Genomic DNA, 18,848 nt, shown 5'->3' on the forward strand with positions numbered 1-18,848 from the left:
CCGGCTGTGCCCCGCTCCCGCCACTCGGGAAGCCCATCCGCATCCCGGAACACGACTAGATCTTGGTAGGAAATGGCCCCTACAGGGGCGATTTCCTACCAAGATCGCCCACGTCCGACGCCGACGAGGGCAGCGATGCCCGCAGCAGCAGCGACGGCGCCGACAGGGATGACGCGGTGTGCGGGGTCCGGTGGGTGGTCAGCCGCGGAGGCGGAGGCCGCGCGGGGTGGCGCGGAAGCCGGCGGCCGTGAGCGCGTCGCGCAGCGGCGAGGAGTGCACGGCCTCGCCGTCGGCGCGTTCCACCGAGATCGCGCCGAGCGCGCCGGAGTGCACCGCGTCGGCGAGGGCCTTGCCGGCCGCGGCCAGCGCGTCGGCGTCGTCGGTGAAGGAGAGGATGGTCCGCCCGCCCCGCTCGACGTAGAGCACCAGGTCGCCGCCGACCAGCACGACCAGCGCCCCGGCCTTGCGCCCGGCCCGGTGCCCGGTGGCCGGGGCCGCCCCGTCACCGGAGTCGACCACCCGGTCGGGCCAGGGCAGCGCCGCGCCGTAGGGGTTGGCCGGGTCGGTGGCGGCGAGCACCACGGTCGGCCCGCCTCGGCCCCGGCGGTCGTCGGCGGGGTCGGCGAGGGCGCGGATCCGGTCGACCGCACCGGGCACGGCGAACTGGGCCGCGCCCAGGCCCTCGACGAAGTAGCCGCGCCGGGCCGCCCCGCGTTCCTCCAGCGCGGAGAGCACCGGGTAGACCGCCGCGAAGCCGCCGGTCACCTGCTCGGCCATGACCGCGCCCCGGGTGACCACCCCGTGCCGTTCGAGCAGGAGGTCGGCCAGGGCGGCGGCCCTCCGGGTGGGGTCGAGGTCGCGCTCGGGCAGCCGGGACCAGCGGCCGGCCACGGTGGGCGGGCCGCCGCGGCTGGGCAGCGCCACCCGGCCGGGGCGGCGGTAGCGAGTCCGCGGGGCGGTCGGCCGGCTGCGGTGCGCCCCGCCGCCGCCGAGCGCCGCCCGGAGCGGGGCCAGGGTGTCGTTGGTGAGGTGACCGGCCCAGACCAGGTCCCACACGGCGGCCGCCAGGGCGGTGTCGTCGGTGGCGCCGATCCGGTCGGACAGGGAGCGGAAGAACAGCGCCTGCCCGTCGGCGAGCGCGTCGAGCACGGCCTCGTGCAGCGGGGTGAGGGCCAGCGCCTCGTCGGGCGGGGGCAGCAGCAGCGGCGCGACGTCCGCGTACGCGAGGGTGACCCAGCCGTCGCCGCCGGAGATCGCCCCGGACCCGGCCCAGACCACCTCCCCGCTGGCGCAGAGCTCGTCGAGCTGGGCGGGGGAGTAGTCGGCGATGCGGGCGGGCAGCACGAGACGTTCCAGTGCGGACGCCGGCACGGCCGCGCCCTGCAACTGCTCGACGGTGGCGGCGACCGCCTCGACGCCCCGGGCCGAGGAGCCGACCTGCTGCCAGCGGGGCAGGAACGCGGCGAGCGCCCGGGGCGGCACCGGCTCGATCTCGCGGCGCAGCGCAGCGAGGGACCGGCGGCGCAGCAACCGCAGCACCTCGGCGTCGCACCACTGGGTGCCGACGCTGTCCGGGGCGAACTCGCCGGAGACCACCCGCCCGGTGGCGGCGAGCCGGCGCAGCGCCTGCTCGACGACGAACACCCCGAGCCCGAAGCGCGCGGCGCAGGTGGCCGCCGCGAACGGGCCGTGGGTGCGGGCGTAGCGGGCGACCAGGTCACCGAGCGGGTCGGCCACCGGCTCCAGGTAGGCCTCGGCCACCCCGACGGGCAGCGCCACGCCGAGCGCGTCGCGCAGCCGGGCGGCGTCCTCGATCACCACCCAGCGGTCCTCCCCGGCGATCCGCACGCGCAGCGCCCGGCGGGCGGCCTCCAGCTCGCCCAGCCACCCCGCCGGTACGCCCCGCTCGGCCAGCTCGGCCTCGCTCAGGTCGCCGACCACCCGGAGCAGCTCGACCACGTCCTCGGCGTCGCGGGTGCGGCGCTGCTCGGTGCGCCAGCGCAGTTGCCGCTCGGTCTCGGCCAGCACCGCGGGGTCCAGCAGCTCCCGCAGGTCGACCCGGCCGAGCAGCTCGCCGAGGAGTCCGGAGTCGAGGGCCAGGGCGGCGGCGCGCCGCTCGGCCAGCGGCGCGTCGCCCTCGTAGAGGAACGCGCCCACGTAGCCGAAGAGCAGGGAGCGGGCGAACGGTGACGGGCGCTCGGACTCCACCTCGACCAGCCGGACCTTGCGGGCGCCCAGGTCGCGCATGAGCTCGGCCAGCGCCGGCTGGTCGAAGACGTCCTGGAGGCACTCCCGGGCGGCCTCCAGCGTGACCGGGAAGTCGGCGTACTCGCGGGCCACGTCGAGCAGCTGGGCGGCGCGCTGGCGCTGCTGCCAGAGCGGCTGCCGGCGGCGCGGGTCGCGGCGGGGCAGCAGCAGGGACCGGGCCGCGCACTCGCGGAACCGGGAGGCGAACAGCGCCGAGGTGCCGACGGACTCCTCGACCAGCTGGGCGATCTCCTCGGGGTCGAAGACCACCACGTCGGCGCCGGGCGGCTCCTCGGCGGTGTCCGGCAGCCGGACCACGATCCCGTCGTCGGAGGGCATCACCTGGGCGTCCACCCCGTAGCGCTCGGCCAGCCGGCGGCCGATCGCGAGGGCCCACGGGCCGTTGACCCGGGCGCCGAGCACCGAGTGCACGGCGAGCCGCCAGTCGCCCAGCTCGTCGCGGAACCGTTCGACCACGACGGTGCGGTCGTCGGGCAGCGACCGGGTGGCCTCCTTCTGCTCGCGCAGGTAGGCCATCAGGTTGCCGGCGGCCCAGTCGTCCAGCCCGCCGGCGCGCAGTGCGGCCACCGCGTCGGTGTCGGACTGCCGCAGCAGGGCCCGGACCCGCGCGCCGATGGCCCGGCCCAGCTCGACCGGGCGGCCGAGCTGGTCGCCCTTCCAGAACGGCATCCGGGCGGCCTGCCCGGGCGCGGGGGAGACCAGCACCCGGTCGGGAGTGATCTCCTCGATCCGCCAGGAGGACGAGCCGAGCAGGAACACGTCGCCGACCCGGGACTCGTAGACCATCTCCTCGTCCAGCTCGCCCACGCGGGCGGCCCGCTCGGCGCCGGCCAGGAAGACGCCGAACAGCCCTCGGTCGGGGATCGTGCCGCCGCTGGTGACGGCGAGCCGCTGCGCGCCGGGCCGGCCGGTGAGCACGTCGGCGGCCCGGTCCCAGACCAGTCGGGGGCGCAGCTCGGCGAAGGCGGTCGACGGGTAGCGCCCGGACAGCATGTCGAGCACCGCGTGCAGCGCCGAGTCGGGCAGCTCGGCGAAGGGCGCGGCCCGGCGGACCAGCACGGCCAGGTCGCCCAGCCGCCACGGCTCCAGGGCCACCATCGCCACGATCTGCTGGGCCAGCACGTCGAGCGGGTTGCGCGGGTAGTGCAGCTCCTCGATCGCGCCCTCGCCCATCCGCTCGGCGACCACCGTGCAGGAGAGCAGGTCGCCGCGGTGCTTCGGGAAGACCACGCCCCGGGAGACCGCGCCGACCTGGTGCCCGGCCCGGCCGACGCGCTGCAGGCCAGCGGCGACGCTCGGTGGGGCCTCGATCTGCACGACCAGGTCGACCGCGCCCATGTCGATGCCGAGCTCCAGGCTGGAGGTGGCGACCACGGCCGGGAGCTGGCCGGACTTGAGCGCCTCCTCGATGTGCTTGCGCTCCTCCCGGGAGACGCTGCCGTGGTGGGCGCGGGCGATCACCGGTGGCGCCCCGGCCGCCGCCCCGGACTGCGCCATCACCTCGGCCGGCTGGCGGGGCGCGCGCAGCGGCCCGACCGGCCCGCCGAACGCGTCGGCGCCGCGCCGCCGCGCCGGGCCGACGCCACCCCCCGGACCGTCCCCAGGACCCTCGTCCGCCGGGCCGCCGTCGCCGGCCGCCGGGCCGTGGCCCCCGGGCAACAGCTCGGATACGCGCACCGGCTCCCCGCCCCGGGCCGCGCGGCCGCCGTCCGGGGCGGCCGCCGCCTCCAGCTCCTCGGCGGCCAGCTCGTTGAGCCGGGCGCAGAGCCGCTCGGCGCTGCGCCGCGAGTTGGTGAACACGATCGTCGACCGGTGCGCCCGGATCAACGCGAAGACCCGCTCCTCGACGGCGGGCCAGATCGACGCCCGGCGCGGCCCGACCCCGCCCAGCGCGTCCTCCGGCGGCTCCTGCTCGTCGAGGCGGGTCATGTCCTCGACGGGGACCTGGACGCTGACCTCGATGGTCTTGCTGGTGGGCGGCTGCACCACGTCGACCGGGCGGGCGCCGCCGAGGAACCGGGCGCAGACGTCGATCGGCCGGACGGTGGCGGAGAGCCCGATCCGCTGCGCCGGGGTCTCCAGCAGCGCGTCGAGGCGTTCCAGGGAGAGCGCCAGGTGAGCGCCGCGCTTCGTCCCGGCGACCGCGTGCACCTCGTCGACGATCACCGTGCGGACCCCGCGCAGCGAGTCGCGGGCGGCGGACGTGAGCAGCAGGAACAGCGACTCGGGCGTGGTGATGAGGATGTCCGGCGGGGTGCGGGCGAAGGCCCGCCGCTCGTCGGCGGGGGTGTCGCCGGTGCGCATGCCCACGGTGATGTCGGGCGGGGTGAGGCCGAGCCGGGTGGCGGCCTGCCGGATGCCGGTGAGCGGGGCGCGCAGGTTCCGCTCGACGTCGACGGCGAGCGCCTTGAGCGGGCTGACGTAGAGGACCCGGCAGCGCTGCCGCGCCTCGGCGGGCGGTGGCTCCTTGGCAAGCCGGTCGAGCGACCAGAGGAACGCCGCGAGGGTCTTGCCGGACCCGGTCGGGGCGACGACCAGCGCGTTGCGGCCGGCCGCGACGGACCGCCAGGCGCCTTCCTGGGCGGCGGTGGGCGCCGCGAAGGCCGCGGTGAACCACTCCCGGGTCGCCGCGCCGAACCCCGCCAGGACCGCCGCGCCCCGGGTCACCTCGTCCGCCACGCCCTCCATCCTGCCTCGACCGTGTGACAACCGGTCCTCGCGCGACGCTGATGTGTCCGGGACGGTGCTTTAAGCGACGGATGCGGCCTTGGATGCGTTAAGTCTTACTTAACTGCTTGCTTGCACCGCGCAACATAAAGTAACTTCACTCGCAACGCAGCGTGGGGTGGAGGGGCTTGGATGACCGTGCAGGGGCGAGGGTCCGGGTCCGGCACCGACGTGCTCATCCGCAAGGTCGACAGTCACCTCGCCACACTGCGCACCGGCCTGCACGGCCCCGAGCTGGAGCTGGCCGAGGAACTGGCCCGCTGCCTGCGCGAGCTGGTCGTCGCCACCGCCCACTCCAGCGCCGCCGACCGGGGGCTCGTCCGCGCCGCCGTGCACTACTTCGTGCTGCGCCGGGAGAGCCGCGGCAAGCTGCTGCCGGTGCGCTCGCTGGCCGCCGCCCAGCGGGTCGTCAACAAGGCGGTCCGCCAGCTCGGCCGCACCGACCTGCTCGTCGAGGCGCCCCGCCGGGACCGCTCCGCCCCCGATCCCGCCCTGCGCTGACCGGGGTCGCCGGGCGCCGGGCCGGTTTCCCGAAAACCGCCCGGTCGGGCGCGGATGTGGCGTCTGATCGGTCCTGGCCGCAGCGTGCCTCGGTGCGCTGTCACCTCGACCGGGAGTGCGCGTGCTCGTCCTGCTGATCCTGCACCTGGTGGCGGCCCTGTCCGCCCCGCTGCTGGTCCGCCGGTGGGGCCCCCGCGCCTGCCTGCTGCTCGCGCTCGCCCCGGCCGCCACCTTCGTGTGGGCGGTGGCGCACACCGGGGCGGTCCGCGCGGGCGAAGCGGTGGTCGAGACGTACCCGTGGGTGGCGGAGCTCCAGCTCGACGTGGCCCTGCGGGTCACCACCCTGTCCTGGCTGATGCTGCTGCTGGTCGGCGGCGTCGGCGCGCTGGTGCTCGTCTACTCCGCACGCTACTTCCACGCCGGCTCGGCGGGCCTGGCCCGGTTCGCGGCCGTCATGGTCGCCTTCGCGGGGGCGATGCTCGGCCTGGTCGTCTCCGACGACCTGCTGCTGCTCTACGTCTTCTGGGAGCTGACCACGGTCTTCTCCTACCTGCTCATCGGGCACAGCACCGAGCGGCGGTCCAGCCGCTGGGCCGCCGCCCAGGCGCTGACCGTCACCACGCTGGGCGGGCTCGCCATGCTCGTCGGCTTCCTGCTGCTCGGCCACCACGTCGGCAGCTACCGCTGGTCCGTCGTCACGGCCGCGCCGCTGCCCGGCGGCGGTTACCTGGTGGTCGCCGTGCTGCTCGTCCTGGCCGGCGCGCTCGCGAAGTCCGCGGTGTTCCCCTTCACCTCGTGGCTGCCGGTGGCGATGGCGGCGCCCACCCCGGTCAGCGCCTACCTGCACGCGGCGGCCATGGTGAAGGCCGGGGTGTTCCTCATCGGGCTGCTCGGCCCGGCGCTCGCGCCGGCCGGGCCGTGGCGTCCGGTCACCGTGGTCGCCGGGCTGGTCACCCTGGTCGCCGGGGGCTGGGCGGCGCTGCGGCAGACCGACCTCAAGCTGCTGCTGGCGTACGGGACGGTCAGCCAGCTCGGCCTGCTCACCGTGGTGCTCGGGGCGGGCACCCCGAAGGCGGCCCTCGCCGGCGTCGCCATGCTGCTGGCGCACGCGCTGTTCAAGGCGGCGCTCTTCCTCGTCGTCGGCATCCTCGACCACAGCGCCGGCAGCCGGGACCTGCGCGACCTGTCCGGCGTGGGACGGAGCGCCCCGCTGCTCGCCACGGTCGCCGCGCTGGCCGCCGCCTCGATGGCCGGCGTGCCGCCGCTGCTCGGGTTCGTGGCGAAGGAGGCGGTGCTCGGGGCGTTCACCGAACGGCCCGTGGTGCTCGCCGGGCTGGTGGCCGGAAGCGCGCTGACCGTCGCGTACAGCATCCGGTTCCTCTGGGGCGCGTTCGCGTCGCGGCCGGGCGTGCCGGTCACCGACGTGGAGCGGCCGCCCGCCGCGATGCTCGTACCCCCGGCCCTGCTCGCCGTCGCCGGGTTCGCCGCCGGCCCGGCCGCCGGCTGGCTGGGCGGCCTGCTCCGCCCGTACGCCGAGCTGTTCGGCCCGGTCGAGGAGAAGCTGGCGCTCTGGCACGGACCGACCGCGGCGCTCGGCCTGTCCGCCGTCGTGCTGGCCGGCGGGTACGTGCTGCACCTGGTTCGCGGCCCGCTCACCCCCGCGCTGGCCCGGCTGAAGTCGCCGGTCGGCGGCAACCAGGGGTACGAGTGGATCACCCACGGGTTCGACCGGTTCGCCATCGAGGTCACCGGCGCGACCCAGCGCGGTGCCCTGCCGCAGTACCTGGGCACCGTGTTGGTCTGCCTGGTGCTGGTGCCGGGCGGCGCCATGCTGGCCACCCGGCCCTGGCGCACGCAGATCGCCGTCTGGGACAACCCGACCCAGCTCGTGGTCTGCGTGGTGATCGCGGTGGCCGCGCTGCTCGCGGTGGGTGCCCGGCGCCGGCTCACCGCCATGCTGCTGGTGGGCGTCACCGGCTACGGCACCGCGATGATGTTCGTCCTCTACGGCGCGCCCGACGTGGCGCTCACCCAGTTCCTCGTGGAGACCGCCACCATCGCCGTCTTCGTGCTGGTGCTGCGCCGGCTCCCGGACCGCTTCTCGGCCCGCCCCCTGCGCCGCAGCCGCTGGGTGCGCCGGGGCATCGGGGTGGCCGCCGGCCTGGTCATGGCCGGGCTGGCGCTGGCCGCGGCCGGTGCGCGGCGGACCCCGTCGATCTCCGCGGCGTTTCCCGACCTGGCCGTGGCGCAGGGCTACGGCCGCAATGTGGTCAACGTGACCCTGGTCGACATCCGGGCCTGGGACACCATGGGCGAGATGGCCGTGCTGGTGGTGACCGCGACCGGGGTGGCCAGCCTGATCTTCGAGCGGTCCCGCACCGGGCCCCGGCCGCGCCGGCCCGCCCCGGTCCGGTCCGGCCGGGACCGGCGGACGGTCTGGCTGCGCGGCGGGGCGACCCTGCACGCGCGCCGCCGCTCGATCGTCTTCGAGGTGGTCACCCGGCTGATCTTCCACACGGTGCTGCTCTTCTCGCTGTTCCTGCTCTTCTCCGGGCACAACTCCCCGGGCGGCGGCTTCTCCGGCGGCCTGGTCGCCGGCCTCGCGCTGACCGTCCGCTACCTGGCCGGCGGCCGGTACGAGCTGGCCGAGGCGGCGCCGGTCGGCGCCGGCACCGTGCTCGGCGCGGGCCTGGCCCTCTCGGTCGGGAGCGGGGTGCTCGGGCTGCTCCTCAGCGGCCGGGTGCTGGAGAGCGTGAAGGTCGACCTCTGGCTGCCGCTGGTCGGCGACTTCTACCTGGTCACGTCGCTCTTCTTCGACATCGGCGTCTACCTGGTGGTGGTCGGGCTGGTGCTGGACATCCTGCGCAGCCTCGGCGCCGAGGTGGACCGGCACGTCGAGGCGGCCGGCGAGCCGGCCCGCGGGCTCGCCGTGCAGCGCGAGGGGGAGGCACCGTGAGCGCGAGGAGTGAGCCGGTTCTGCGAGCCCCGCAGTCGCGAACAGGGAGCGGCACCGTGAGCGCGAGGAGTGAGCCGGTTCTGCGAGCCCCGCAGTCGCGAACAGGGAGCTGCACCGTGAACGCGCCGCCGCGAGGGCCGCGGTCCCGGCCGGGGGCGCCGCGGTGACCCGGGGCGCGGCCGGGCCGACCCTGGTGCTGGTGATCGCCGTCGGCGTGCTCGTGGCCACCGGGGTCACGCTGCTGCTGGAGCGCAGCCTGACCCGGATCCTGCTCGGCGTCATCCTGCTCGGCAACGGGGTGAACCTGCTGATCCTGCTCGGCGGCCGGTCCGGGGCCGCGCCGCTGGTTGGCACCGCGCCGGCGCCGGCGATGAGCGACGCGCTGCCGCAGGCCATGGTGCTCACCGCCGTGGTGATCACCTTCGGGCTGACCGCTTTCCTGCTCGCCGTGGCCTACCGGAGCTGGTACCTGTCCGGCGACGACGAGGTGCAGGACGACCTGGAGGACCGGCAGATAGTCCGGCTCGCCAGGCGCAACGAGGTGCCCACCGCGGACCTCGGCGGCGAGGGGCCGGACAACGATCCCGAGCAGGTGGACCCGGAGCCGGCGCTGCGCCGCCTGCGCCACCGGAGGGAGGAGGGATGACCGCTCTCGTGCCGCTGCCGGTGGTGGTGCCGCTGCTCGGCGCGGCGCTCACCCTGATCCTCACCAACCGGCCCCGGCTGCAGCGGTCGGTCAGCGTGATCGGGCTGGCCACGACCCTGGCGGTGGCGGTGGTGCTGCTGGTCGAGGCGTACCGGCACGGGCCGGTGGTGGTCCGGGTGGGCGGCTGGCCGCCGCCGGTCGGCATAGTGCTGGTCGCCGACCAGTTGGCCGCGCTGATGCTGGTGGTCTCCTCGGCGGTCACCCTCTGCGTGCTGCTCTACTCGATCGGTCAGGGGCGGGGGGAGACCAGCGAGTCGGCGCCGGTGAGCATCTATCACCCCACCTACCTGGTGCTGGTCGCCGGCGTGACCAACGCCTTCCTCGCCGGGGACCTGTTCAACCTGTTCGTCGGCTTCGAGATCCTGCTGGCCGCGAGCTTCGTGCTGATCACCCTCGGCGGCACGGAGGTGCGGATCCGCACCGGTTCGACGTACGTGGTGGTCAGCGTCCTGTCGTCGATGATCTTCCTGGCCGCGGTGGGGCTCGTGTACGCGGCCACCGGCACCCTCAACATGGCGCAGCTCGCCGGCCGGTTGGACGCCCTGCCGCCCGGCGTACGCCTGGCGTTGCAGCTCACCCTGCTGCTGGCCTTCGCCATCAAGGCGGCGGTCTTCCCGGTCTCGGCCTGGTTGCCGGACAGCTACCCGACCGCGCCCGCCCCGGTCACCGCGGTCTTCGCCGGCCTGCTCACCAAGGTCGGCGTGTACGCGATCATCCGCACCGAGACCCTGCTCTTCCCCGGCGGGCAGGTCTCCGGCCTGCTCATGGTGGTGGCCGGGCTGACCATGGTGGTCGGCATCCTGGGCGCGGCGGCCCAGTCGGACATGAAGCGGCTCTTCTCCTTCACCCTGGTCAGCCACATCGGCTACATGATCTTCGGGGTGGCTTTGAGCAGCGTCGCGGGCCTGGCCGGGGCGATCTTCTACGTGGTGCACCACATCACCATCCAGACCACCCTCTTCCTGGTCGCCGGCCTGGTCGAGGAGCGCGCCGGCAGCACCGACCTGCGCCGGCTCGGCGGGCTGGCCCGCCTCGCCCCGCTGCTCGCTGTGCTCTTCTTCGTCCCGGCCATGAACCTGGCCGGCATCCCGCCGTTCTCCGGCTTCCTCGGCAAGCTCGGCCTGCTCCAGGCCGGCGTGGCGGCCGGCGGGACGCTGCCCGCCGTGCTCGTCGGGGCCGGCGCCCTGACCAGCCTGCTCACCCTGTACGCCGCCTCCCGGGTGTGGAACATCGCGTTCTGGCGGGCGCCCCGGCTGGCCACCGCCGGCCCGCCCGTCCGGCTGCCCGGGCTGATGGTCGGGGCGACCGCGGCCCTGGTGCTGCTGGGGCTGGTGCTCACCCTGGCCGCCGGGCCGCTGTTCCGGGTCACCTCGGACGCGGCCACCGACCTGCGCCAGCGCACCCCGTACGTCCGGGCCGTCCTGCCGGCGGACCTGCCGTGACCGACAGCCTGCCTCCGGGCCGGCCGGCCGGCGGCGGGGACCCGCCCGGCGGCCCGCCACCGACCGGTTCGGCGCCCGACGCCCCCGCGCCCGCCGTGGGCCGGGGCGGGCGGCGGCGTGACCAGGCCATCGCGCTCGGCTGGCTGGTCGCCATCTGGGTGCTGCTCTGGGGCGACCTGTCCTGGGGCAACGTGCTCGCCGGTCTGGTGCTGGGCGTGGCCGTGCTCCTCTTCTTCCCGCTCCCGCCGGTCACCTTCGGCGGGCGGCTGCGCCCCGGCGCCCTGCTGGTCCTCGCGGTGACCTTCGCCGGCGAACTGGTCACCGCGAGCCTCCACGTCGCCGCCGTCGCGGTGCGTCCCGGCTACCGCCCGCGCGGGGCGGTCATCGCGGTGCCCCTGCGGGTCCGCACCGACCTCAACCTGGCGCTCACCGCCGAGGTGATCTCGTTGGTGCCGGGGACGCTGATCCTCGAGGTGGACCGCGACCGCGGGGTGCTCTACGTGCACGTGCTCGACGTCCGCGGCCCGGAGGACCTGACCGCAGGCCGGGAGCGCACCCTCGCCGTCGAACGGCGCATCGTCCGCGCCGTGGGCTCTCCCGCCGAGGTACGCCAGCTCGATCTCGAACCCGTCGATCGGAGGGACCACCCGTGACCGCGCTTCTCGCCCTCGCGCTGACCGTGCTGCTCTCGGTCACCGCACTGCTCGCCCTGGCCCGGATCTACCGCGGCCCGTCCCTGCTCGACCGGATCGTCGCCGCCGACCTGCTGCTCTCCACCATGCTGGGCGCGGTCGGCGCGGAGGCGGCGGTGAACGGGCACGCCACCACGCTGCCGGTGCTCGTGGTGCTCTCCCTGCTCGGCTTCGTCGGATCGGTGTCCCTGGTGCGGTTCGCGGTCCGGGAGGAAGTGTGAGCGCGAGGAGTGAGCCGGGCCTGCGAGCCCCGCAGTCGCGAACGACGGACGGTGCGCTGTGATCCTCATCGCCGACGTGGTGGGCGGCCTCTGCCTGCTGGCCGGGGCGCTGCTCAGCCTGGTCGCCGGGATCGGCGTGCTGCGCTTCCCGGACGTGCTGTCCCGGATGCACGCCGCCACCAAGCCGCAGGTGCTCGGGGTGCTGCTGCTCCTCGTCGGCCTCGCGCTGCGCCTGCGGACGCCCTCGGACCTCGGCATGATCGCGCTGGTGGCGGTCTTCCAGCTGGCCACCGCGCCGGTCGCCGCGCAGATGATCGGGCGGGCGGCCTACCGTTCGGGGCGGATCGACCGGGAACTGCTGGACGTCGACGAGCTGTCCGGCAGGTGAACCGGACAGCGGGGAGCCTTCCGGCACCCTCAGCGAACCCCCAGCCGCCGCCGATAAAATGGCGGCATGATCGACTCCTCTGCCCAGGAGGGCAGCAGTAGCCAGCCGGGTCGTGCCCGGCAACCTCTGGATCCGACGGCCCCGGGAGCCCTGACCCTCCCGTGCTGATCCTCGTCGGACTCGTCCTCATCATCGTGCTCACCGCCGCCACCGGTTACTTCGTGGCCCAGGAGTTCGGTTACGTCGCCGTGGACCGGGGCAAGCTCAAGCAGCTCGCCGACGGTGGCGACGCCGCCGCCGCCCGGGCCCTGGAGGTGACCGGCCGGCTCTCGTTCATGCTCTCCGGCGCCCAGCTCGGCATCACCGTGACCGCCCTGCTCGTCGGTTACGCCGCCCAGCCGTACCTGGGCGCCGGGCTGGCCGACCTGCTCGGCCTGGCCGGGGTCTCCGACGCCGTGGCGCTGCCGCTGTCGGTGGCGCTCGCCCTGCTCATCGCCACCGTCGTGCAGATGGTCCTCGGTGAGCTGGCCCCCAAGAACCTGGCGATCGCCCGTGCCGTGCCGCTCGCCCGGGCACTCGCCCGGTCCACCCTCATGTACCTGCGGATCGCCGGACCGGTGATCACCCTCTTCGACCGCGCCGCCGTGCGGCTGCTCCGCCGGGTCGGCATCGAGCCGATCGAGGAGCTGCCCAGCGGCGCCACCCCGGAGGACCTGGAGCAGATCATCGCCGAGTCGCGGGAGGAGGGGCACCTCGACGCCGAGATGTCCGACCTGCTCGACCGGGGCCTCGACTTCCGGGAGCTCACCGCCGGGGAGGCCATGGTCCCCCGGGTCGACGTGCACACCGTTCGGGCCGACGAGCCGGTCAGCCGGGTCGTCGAGCTGCTCGACACCGGCCACTCCCGGTTCCCGGTGCGCGGCGCCGAGGGCGTCGACGACCTGATCGGCGTGGTCGGCATCGCCGACGTGCTCGGGGTGCCGCCGGCCGAGCGGGCGAGCACCCGGGTGGCCGCGGTGGCCGTACCCCCGTTGCTGGTGCCGGAGACGCTGCCGCTGCCGACGGTGCTGGACCGGCTCCGGGTCGGGCACCGCCAGCTCGCCTGCGTGGTCGACGAGTACGGGGGCTTCGCCGGCGTGATCACGCTGGAGGACATCGCCGAGGAGCTGGTCGGGCCGATCCGGGACGAGGACGACCCGCCGGAGCGGGCCCCCGCCCGGCAGGCGGACGGCTCCTGGGTGGTGCCGGCCCGCTGGCGGATCGACGAGGTGGCCGACAGCACCGGCATCGCGCTGCCCGAGGCCCCCGAGTACGACACGCTCTCCGGCCTGGTCATGCGCGAGCTGGGCCGGGTGCCCGAGGTCGGCGACCGGCTGGAGATCGCGCTCGCCGTCGACGGCGACGAGCCGGACACCGAGCCCCGCGCCCTGGTCGAGGTGCTCGCCGTGGACCGGCACGTGGCCGACTCCGTCCGGCTGCGGACCACCGCCGGCGCGCGCGGGGAGGAGGCTGCATGAGCCCCGGGTTCGCGCTCTTCTTCTCGGTGGTGCTGCTGGCGCTCAACGGGTTCTTCGTGGCGGCCGAGTTCGCGCTGGTCGCGGCCAAGCGGTACCGCCTGGAGCAGTCGGCGGCCGGCGGCGGCCGGGCGGCCCGCGCGGCGCTGGACGGCGTCCGCGAGCTGAGCCTCATGCTGGCCGGCGCCCAGCTCGGCATCACCCTGTGCACCCTGGGTCTCGGCGCGCTGGCCGAGCCGGCCATCGAGCACCTGCTCAGCCCGCTGCTGCACGCGGTCGGGCTGCCGGACGCGGTCAGCCACCTGGTCGGGCTGCTGTTCGCCCTGGCCGTGGTGACGTTCCTGCACCTGGTGGTCGGCGAGATGGCCCCGAAGTCCTGGGCGATCACCGACGCGGAGCGTTCGGCCATGCTGCTGGCGCTGCCGTTCCGGGCCTTCGCCCGGGTCGCCCGCCCGGTGCTGTCCGCGCTCAACGCGCTGGCCAACGCCGTGCTGCGGCTGGTCGGCGTCCGGCAGCAGGACCAGCTCGCCATGGTGCACGGCCCGGACGAGCTGCGCATCCTGCTGGAGCAGTCCCGCGAACACGGGCTGCTCGGCGCCGAGCAGCACCAGATGCTGACCAGCATGCTGGAGTTGCAGGGCACCACGGTGGCGCAGGTGATGGAGCCGTTCGACCGGATCGTCACGGTCCGCCGGGACGACGCCGCGGAGCGGATCGAGCAGGTCTCCCGCGACAGCGGCCGGTCCCGGCTCGCCGTGGTGGACACCGGCGGCGAGGTCTGCGGCCTGGTCCACGTCCGGGAGGCGGTCCGGGCGGTCACCACCGGCCGGCCGGCGACGGCCGAGGAGCTGATGACCCCGGCGTTCACCCTGCCCGGCGAGGCGTCGGTCACCGAGGCGGTGGCGGCCATGCGGGGCCGGCAGGCCCAGCTGGCGCTGGTCCGCAACGGCGGCGGACCGACCCGGCCGATCGGCTTCGTCGCGCTGGAGGACCTTCTCGAGGAGGTCATCGGCGAGTTCGACGACGAGACCGACCCGGTGCCGCGCGGCCGCCGGATGCGGTGACATTCGATCTCCGCGGGTGCGCCCGTCGTCGCTCCGGCGACAGCGGGCGCACCCGGATCGGCGCGCCGGGCGCATGGGGGAGCGGGCAGCGGGAAACCGGCGGTATGCGGCTGACCGGGGTGTCGTCGGAGTCCGTGTGGACCGGCCTGTCGGTGAGCACCACGCTGCCCAACCCGAGCACCCGCCCCGGCCTGCGCCTGCCCGGCCGGGTCATGCTCACCGCCGGCGGCGCCGACGTCGCCGTCCGGCACATCCGGCTGGGCCTGGTCGCACAGGTCGAGCCCGAGGACCCGGAGGCGCCCCACCGGCTGCTCCAGTACCACCAGGTGCCGATCGCCGGCCGGTTCGTGGTGCCGGCCGGGCGGCGGCGGGCGGTCGACTTCGCTCTGCCGCTGCCCTGGGAGACGCCGGTGACCATGTTCGGCGGGGTGCCGCTGATGAGCCTGCGCACCGGGCTGCGTACCGAGGTGTCCGTCGACCCCGACCTGGACCAGGGCGCCATGGTGCCGGTCCTCGTCCATCCGCTTCCCACCCAGCAGCACATCCTCGCCGCACTGGACACCCTCGGCTTCGTCATGCGCCAGGCCGGGCTCCAGCACGGGCGGCTGCCCGGGGTGGACCAGACGCTCCCGCTGCACGAGCGGCTGGGTTTCTGGGTGGCCCCGCTCTACGCCGGTCCGATCACCGAACTGGAGGTGATCTTCGTGACCAACGCGGCGGGGCTGGAGGTGCTGCTCTGGATGGACCGCCGGCTGTCCCTGGCCGGGGTGACCCACCAGAGCATCAGCCGGTTCCGGATCTGGCACGCGGGCGCCGACCGGCGGGACTGGGTGGCGACCGTGGACGGCTGGCTGCGGCACGCCATCGACCGGCACGCCGCGGCCGCCGCCAACGCCGGGTGGTCCGCCACGGTCCGCGAGTCCGCGCACGTGAGCCGCCCGCCCGACGAACCCGTCGCTCCCGGCTACGGCCTGGGCGGCACGGCCGGGGGCGCGGGCGTGGGCGGCGGCGGAGCCGGCGACGGCACCTGACCAGCGCCGCGCCTCCGGCCCCGGCCCTCTCCTCAGACCGAGGCGGTGGCGAGTTTCAGGCTGAAGCCGAGGAAGAGCACGGCGATGGCCGTGGTGCCGGTCGCGGCGAGCCGCCGCCGGCGGTGGAACTGGGCCGCCAGGAAGGTGCCGGTGAGGATCAGCGCGGTCAGGTATAGCGCGCTGGTCACCTGCGCGATCAGCCCGAGCAGCAGGAACGACAGCGCCGGCCAGGCATAGCCCGGGTCGACGAACTGGATGAAGAACGAGATGAAGAAGAGGATCGCCTTCGGGTTGAGCAGGCTGATCACCAGCGCCCGCCGGAACGGGTCACGCACCGCGGCCGGCTCCGCGGCGTCGATCAGCCGCGGCGCGGTGGGGTCGTTGCGGTCGCGCCAGCGCCGCCAGGCGCCGCGCAGCATGGTCAACCCCAACCACCCGAGGTACGCGGCGCCGGCGTACTTGACCACGAGGAAGAGCGCCGGGTACGCCCGGAGCAGCGACGCCACCCCGGCGGCGGAGAGGATCATCAGCACCGAGTCGCCGACGAACACGCCCCCGGCGGCCCGGTAGCCGGCCGCCACCCCGCGCCGCGCCGCCGTGGACAGCACGAAGAGCGAGTTCGGCCCGGGCAGCAGCACGATCGCCACGGTGCCCAGCACGTACGTCCCGATGTCGGTGATCCCCAGCACGCCGGTCATCATGACGCCACGGGCGCCGCCCGGCGAAGCCGTTCCCGCAGCGTGGCCTGTGCGTTCGGCCACTCCGAGTCGAGCATCGAGTAGAGCGCGGACTCCCGCCAGGTGCCGTCGGCGCGCCGCCGGTTGGACCGCAGCGTCCCCTCCCGGACGGCGCCGAGCCGTTCGATGGCCCGCTGCGAGCGCTCGTTGAGCGTGCTGGTCTGCCAGGTCACCCGGACCGCGTCCAGCTCGTCGAAGGCGCGGGTGAGCAGCAGCAGCTTGGCCTCGGTGTTGATCCCGGTGCGCCACCAGGGCCGGCCGAGCTGGGTGTAGCCGATCTCCACGGTCCGCAGCTCCTCGTCGGGCTGGTAGTAGGAGGTGGTGCCGACCACCGCGCCGGTCACCGCGCAGCGCTGCACCCAGGGCATCCGCACCCCGCGCCGGTGGGCGTCCAGCGCGGACCGGACGCGGGCCGCCATCTCCTCGACGCCGCCCGGGCGCCGGCTGCCGACGTACCGCCAGACCTCCTCGTCGTCGAGGGCCGCGTACAGCTCCTCGGCGTGCGACTCGTCGAGCGGCTCCAGCACCACGTGCTCGCCGCGTAGCACCACCGGCTCCAGCCAGGGCGACGGGACCGGCCGCAGGTACGCCGGCACCGGCGCGGTCACCCCGGCGTCCGGCTCGGGCCGACCCCGGGTGACACGCAGCGGCACCACGCCGGCCCAGTACGGCAGGTCGTAGTCGGCGGGCTCGTCGCTCACCCCGGCGGCCCGGATCCGGACCGACACCTCACGCAGCGGCAGCGCCAGCACGGCCGTCTCGGCCAGCTCCCGGCGGGTCGGCGGCCGGCTGTCGGCGCTGCGTCCCGCGGCCAGCTTCTCCACCAGCGCGGTGAGCACCCGGGCCTTCTCCTGCTCGTCGGTGACCAGCCGGGCGGTGCCGTGCGCCACCAGGGACCGGTAGTTGGCGCTGTGGTGGAACTGGGAGCGGCCGAACACCAGCCCGTCGAGGTGGGTGACCGCGACGCAGACCGGGAGCCCGTCCCCGTCGCGGGCGGCGAGCAGCGGCCGGCTGCCGGTGGAGCCGTGCACGTAGAGGGTGTCGTCGACCCGCACGACGAGGGTGGGCAGGACGCGCGGCTCGCCGTCCACGGTGAACCCGAGCGTGCAGTGGTACGCCTCGTCGATCACAGCGTGGGCGGTTTCCCGGTCGTAGTGCATCCGGTCCCGGTAGCGGCTGGCCGTGGTGCGTGCGGTCGGGGGGTACATGCGACATCCCATCTTCGTGCTAGTACAATCTCCGAACTGTGGCAGCACGTTATCAGATCAGCGGCTCGTCCTCGGCGGCGATTTCGGCGAGCGTGGAAACCGGCATCCGGGCCGGTGACCTCGCCCCGGGCGACGCCCTGCCCGCCGTCCGCGCCCTCGCCGTCGGGCTGGGCGTCAGCCCGGCCACCGTGGCGAAGGCGTACCAGGAGCTGCGGCAGCGCGGCCTGGTCGTCACCGCCGGCCGGCACGGCACCCGGGTCCGCCCCCGCCCGCCGGTGGCCAGCCGCCGCTCCGCGCTGATGCCCCCGCCGCTGCCCGGCGGCCGCAACCTCTCCGCCGGCAATCCCGACAGCCGCCTGCTGCCGCCGCTCGGCCCGCACCTGGCCGCGCTCGCCGCCGAGCTCGGGTCCCCCGGCGGGTACGCGGCCACCGCCGTCCTGCCCGGGCTCGGCGCCGCGGCCCGCGACCGGCTCGCCGCCGACGGGGTGCCGGCCGACCACCTCACCGTCACCGGCGGCGCGCTCGACGGCATCGAGCGCCTGCTCGCCGCCCACCTGCGGCCCGGCGACGCGGTCGCCGTCGAGGACCCCGGCTGGGCCAACCTGCTCGACCTGCTGGCCGCCCTCGGGCTGCGTGCCATCGGGGTGCCGGTGGACGACGACGGCCCCACCGCGCCGGGGGTCGGGGCCGCGCTGGCCGCCGGCGCCCGCGCGCTGATCGTCACCAGCCGCGCCCAGAACCCCACCGGCGCCGCGGTCTCCGCCGCGCGGGCCGCCGAGCTGCGGACGCTCCTCGCCGGCCGCACCGACCTGCTGCTGATCGAGGACGACCACGCCGCCGAGCTGGCCCGCGTACCCCTGCACCCGCTCGCCGGGGCGACCCCGGCGTGGGCGTTCGTCCGGTCGGTGAGCAAGCCCTACGGCCCCGACCTGCGGCTCGCGGTGCTCGCCGGCGACGACGCCACCGTGGCGCGCGTGGCCGGCCGGGCCCGGGTCGGCGCCGGCTGGGTCTCCACCGTGCTGCAACGCCTGGTCCTGGCGCTGTGGCGGGACCCCGCCACCGCCGACCTGGTCACCCGGGCGGCCGAGAGCTACGACCGCCGGCGCGACGGGCTGGTCGACGCCCTCGCGGCGCGCGGGCTGGCCGCCCACGGGCGGACCGGCATCAACGTGTGGGTGCCGGTGCCGGACGAGACCGTCGCGGTCACCGCCCTGCGGGACGCCGGCTGGTCGGTGGCCCCCGGCGCGCTGAACCGGATCGCCGCCGCGCCCGGCGTGCGGATCACCGTCAGCCGGCTCGACGAGGCCGACCTCGGCCCGCTCGCCGACGCGGTGGCCCGCGCCGTCCGGCCGGCGGCCGTCGGCTTCACCACCTGAGCCGCGGCATGGCCGGG

General features: G+C 75.6%; 14 protein-coding genes. 11 read left to right on the top strand and 3 right to left on the bottom strand.

All coding sequences use genetic code 11. From position 1 onward, the window contains the following. Window positions 1–198 precede the first annotated feature (198 nt). Window positions 199–4,956 (bottom strand): Lhr family helicase, encoded by a 4,758-nt coding sequence (locus ACZ6PY_RS23140; RefSeq protein ID WP_466074960.1) that lies wholly within the window; start codon window positions 4,954–4,956, stop codon window positions 199–201. A gap of 171 nt (window positions 4,957–5,127) precedes the next feature. Between ACZ6PY_RS23140 and ACZ6PY_RS23145 the strand changes: the two genes are divergently transcribed. From ACZ6PY_RS23145 to ACZ6PY_RS23190, 10 genes are all read left to right on the top strand, one after another. Beyond that, a complete protein-coding gene (locus ACZ6PY_RS23145) occupies window positions 5,128–5,496 on the top strand; it encodes a hypothetical protein (protein ID WP_313722453.1) in 369 nt (122 codons plus the stop codon). Between the two features lie 121 nt (window positions 5,497–5,617). Beyond that, window positions 5,618–8,452, top strand: a complete 2,835-nt coding sequence (locus ACZ6PY_RS23150) for a Na+/H+ antiporter subunit A (protein ID WP_466074961.1) — start codon at window positions 5,618–5,620, stop codon at window positions 8,450–8,452. Between the two features lie 163 nt (window positions 8,453–8,615). Then, entirely contained in the window at window positions 8,616–9,098 is a 483-nt protein-coding gene (locus tag ACZ6PY_RS23155) for a Na(+)/H(+) antiporter subunit C (RefSeq protein ID WP_466074962.1), read from the top strand. After that, entirely contained in the window at window positions 9,095–10,600 is a 1,506-nt protein-coding gene (locus ACZ6PY_RS23160; protein ID WP_466074963.1) for a Na+/H+ antiporter subunit D, read from the top strand. The genes ACZ6PY_RS23155 and ACZ6PY_RS23160 overlap by 4 nt, the downstream gene beginning before the upstream one ends. Then, window positions 10,597–11,253 (top strand): Na+/H+ antiporter subunit E, encoded by a 657-nt coding sequence (locus tag ACZ6PY_RS23165; RefSeq protein ID WP_466074964.1) that lies wholly within the window; start codon window positions 10,597–10,599, stop codon window positions 11,251–11,253. Before ACZ6PY_RS23160 ends, ACZ6PY_RS23165 begins: the two co-directional genes overlap by 4 nt. Continuing rightward, window positions 11,250–11,513 (top strand): MrpF/PhaF family protein, encoded by a 264-nt coding sequence (locus ACZ6PY_RS23170; protein ID WP_466074965.1) that lies wholly within the window; start codon window positions 11,250–11,252, stop codon window positions 11,511–11,513. Before ACZ6PY_RS23165 ends, ACZ6PY_RS23170 begins: the two co-directional genes overlap by 4 nt. A 58-nt stretch (window positions 11,514–11,571) precedes the next feature. After that, window positions 11,572–11,901 carry a monovalent cation/H(+) antiporter subunit G gene (mnhG, locus tag ACZ6PY_RS23175; RefSeq protein ID WP_466074966.1) on the top strand — a complete coding sequence of 110 codons (330 nt, stop codon included), beginning with the start codon at window positions 11,572–11,574 and terminating at the stop codon, window positions 11,899–11,901. Between the two features lie 161 nt (window positions 11,902–12,062). Continuing rightward, window positions 12,063–13,418 carry a hemolysin family protein gene (locus ACZ6PY_RS23180; RefSeq protein WP_466074967.1) on the top strand — a complete coding sequence of 452 codons (1,356 nt, stop codon included), beginning with the start codon at window positions 12,063–12,065 and terminating at the stop codon, window positions 13,416–13,418. Next, complete coding sequence (locus ACZ6PY_RS23185) at window positions 13,415–14,479, top strand: hemolysin family protein (RefSeq protein ID WP_466074968.1); 1,065 nt, start codon at window positions 13,415–13,417, stop codon at window positions 14,477–14,479. Before ACZ6PY_RS23180 ends, ACZ6PY_RS23185 begins: the two co-directional genes overlap by 4 nt. 104 nt (window positions 14,480–14,583) lie before the next feature. After that, a complete protein-coding gene (locus ACZ6PY_RS23190) occupies window positions 14,584–15,510 on the top strand; it encodes a sporulation protein (protein WP_466074969.1) in 927 nt (308 codons plus the stop codon). 32 nt (window positions 15,511–15,542) lie between these two features. On the opposite strand, the gene leuE is transcribed toward ACZ6PY_RS23190, so the two are convergent. Both leuE and ACZ6PY_RS23200 read right to left on the bottom strand, forming a co-directional pair. Beyond that, window positions 15,543–16,211: a leucine efflux protein LeuE gene (leuE, locus tag ACZ6PY_RS23195; RefSeq protein WP_262284563.1), complete on the bottom strand. Its 669-nt coding sequence runs from the start codon at window positions 16,209–16,211 to the stop codon at window positions 15,543–15,545. Further along, window positions 16,208–17,455, bottom strand: a complete 1,248-nt coding sequence (locus ACZ6PY_RS23200; RefSeq protein ID WP_466074970.1) for a bifunctional pyridoxamine 5'-phosphate oxidase family protein/GNAT family N-acetyltransferase — start codon at window positions 17,453–17,455, stop codon at window positions 16,208–16,210. Before ACZ6PY_RS23200 ends, leuE begins: the two co-directional genes overlap by 4 nt. Window positions 17,456–17,493: 38 nt before the next feature. Between ACZ6PY_RS23200 and ACZ6PY_RS23205 the strand changes: the two genes are divergently transcribed. After that, window positions 17,494–18,831 carry an aminotransferase class I/II-fold pyridoxal phosphate-dependent enzyme gene (locus tag ACZ6PY_RS23205; RefSeq protein WP_466074971.1) on the top strand — a complete coding sequence of 446 codons (1,338 nt, stop codon included), beginning with the start codon at window positions 17,494–17,496 and terminating at the stop codon, window positions 18,829–18,831. Window positions 18,832–18,848: the final 17 nt, after the last annotated feature.

It is taken from the genome of Micromonospora sp. NPDC048907 (assembly GCF_055586885.1).

What these genes read in the sequence shown, in the direction of transcription:
- ACZ6PY_RS23140 (WP_466074960.1), bottom strand. Translation starts at nt 4,956, where the DNA reads ATGGAGGGCGTGGCGGACGAGGTGACCCGGGGCGCGGCGGTCCTGGCG.
- ACZ6PY_RS23160 (WP_466074963.1), top strand. Translation starts at nt 9,095, where the DNA reads ATGACCGCTCTCGTGCCGCTGCCGGTGGTGGTGCCGCTGCTCGGCGCG.
- ACZ6PY_RS23185 (WP_466074968.1), top strand. Translation starts at nt 13,415, where the DNA reads ATGAGCCCCGGGTTCGCGCTCTTCTTCTCGGTGGTGCTGCTGGCGCTC.
- ACZ6PY_RS23145 (WP_313722453.1), top strand. Translation starts at nt 5,128, where the DNA reads ATGACCGTGCAGGGGCGAGGGTCCGGGTCCGGCACCGACGTGCTCATC.
- ACZ6PY_RS23200 (WP_466074970.1), bottom strand. Translation starts at nt 17,455, where the DNA reads ATGTACCCCCCGACCGCACGCACCACGGCCAGCCGCTACCGGGACCGG.
- leuE (WP_262284563.1), bottom strand. Translation starts at nt 16,211, where the DNA reads ATGATGACCGGCGTGCTGGGGATCACCGACATCGGGACGTACGTGCTG.
- ACZ6PY_RS23190 (WP_466074969.1), top strand. Translation starts at nt 14,584, where the DNA reads ATGCGGCTGACCGGGGTGTCGTCGGAGTCCGTGTGGACCGGCCTGTCG.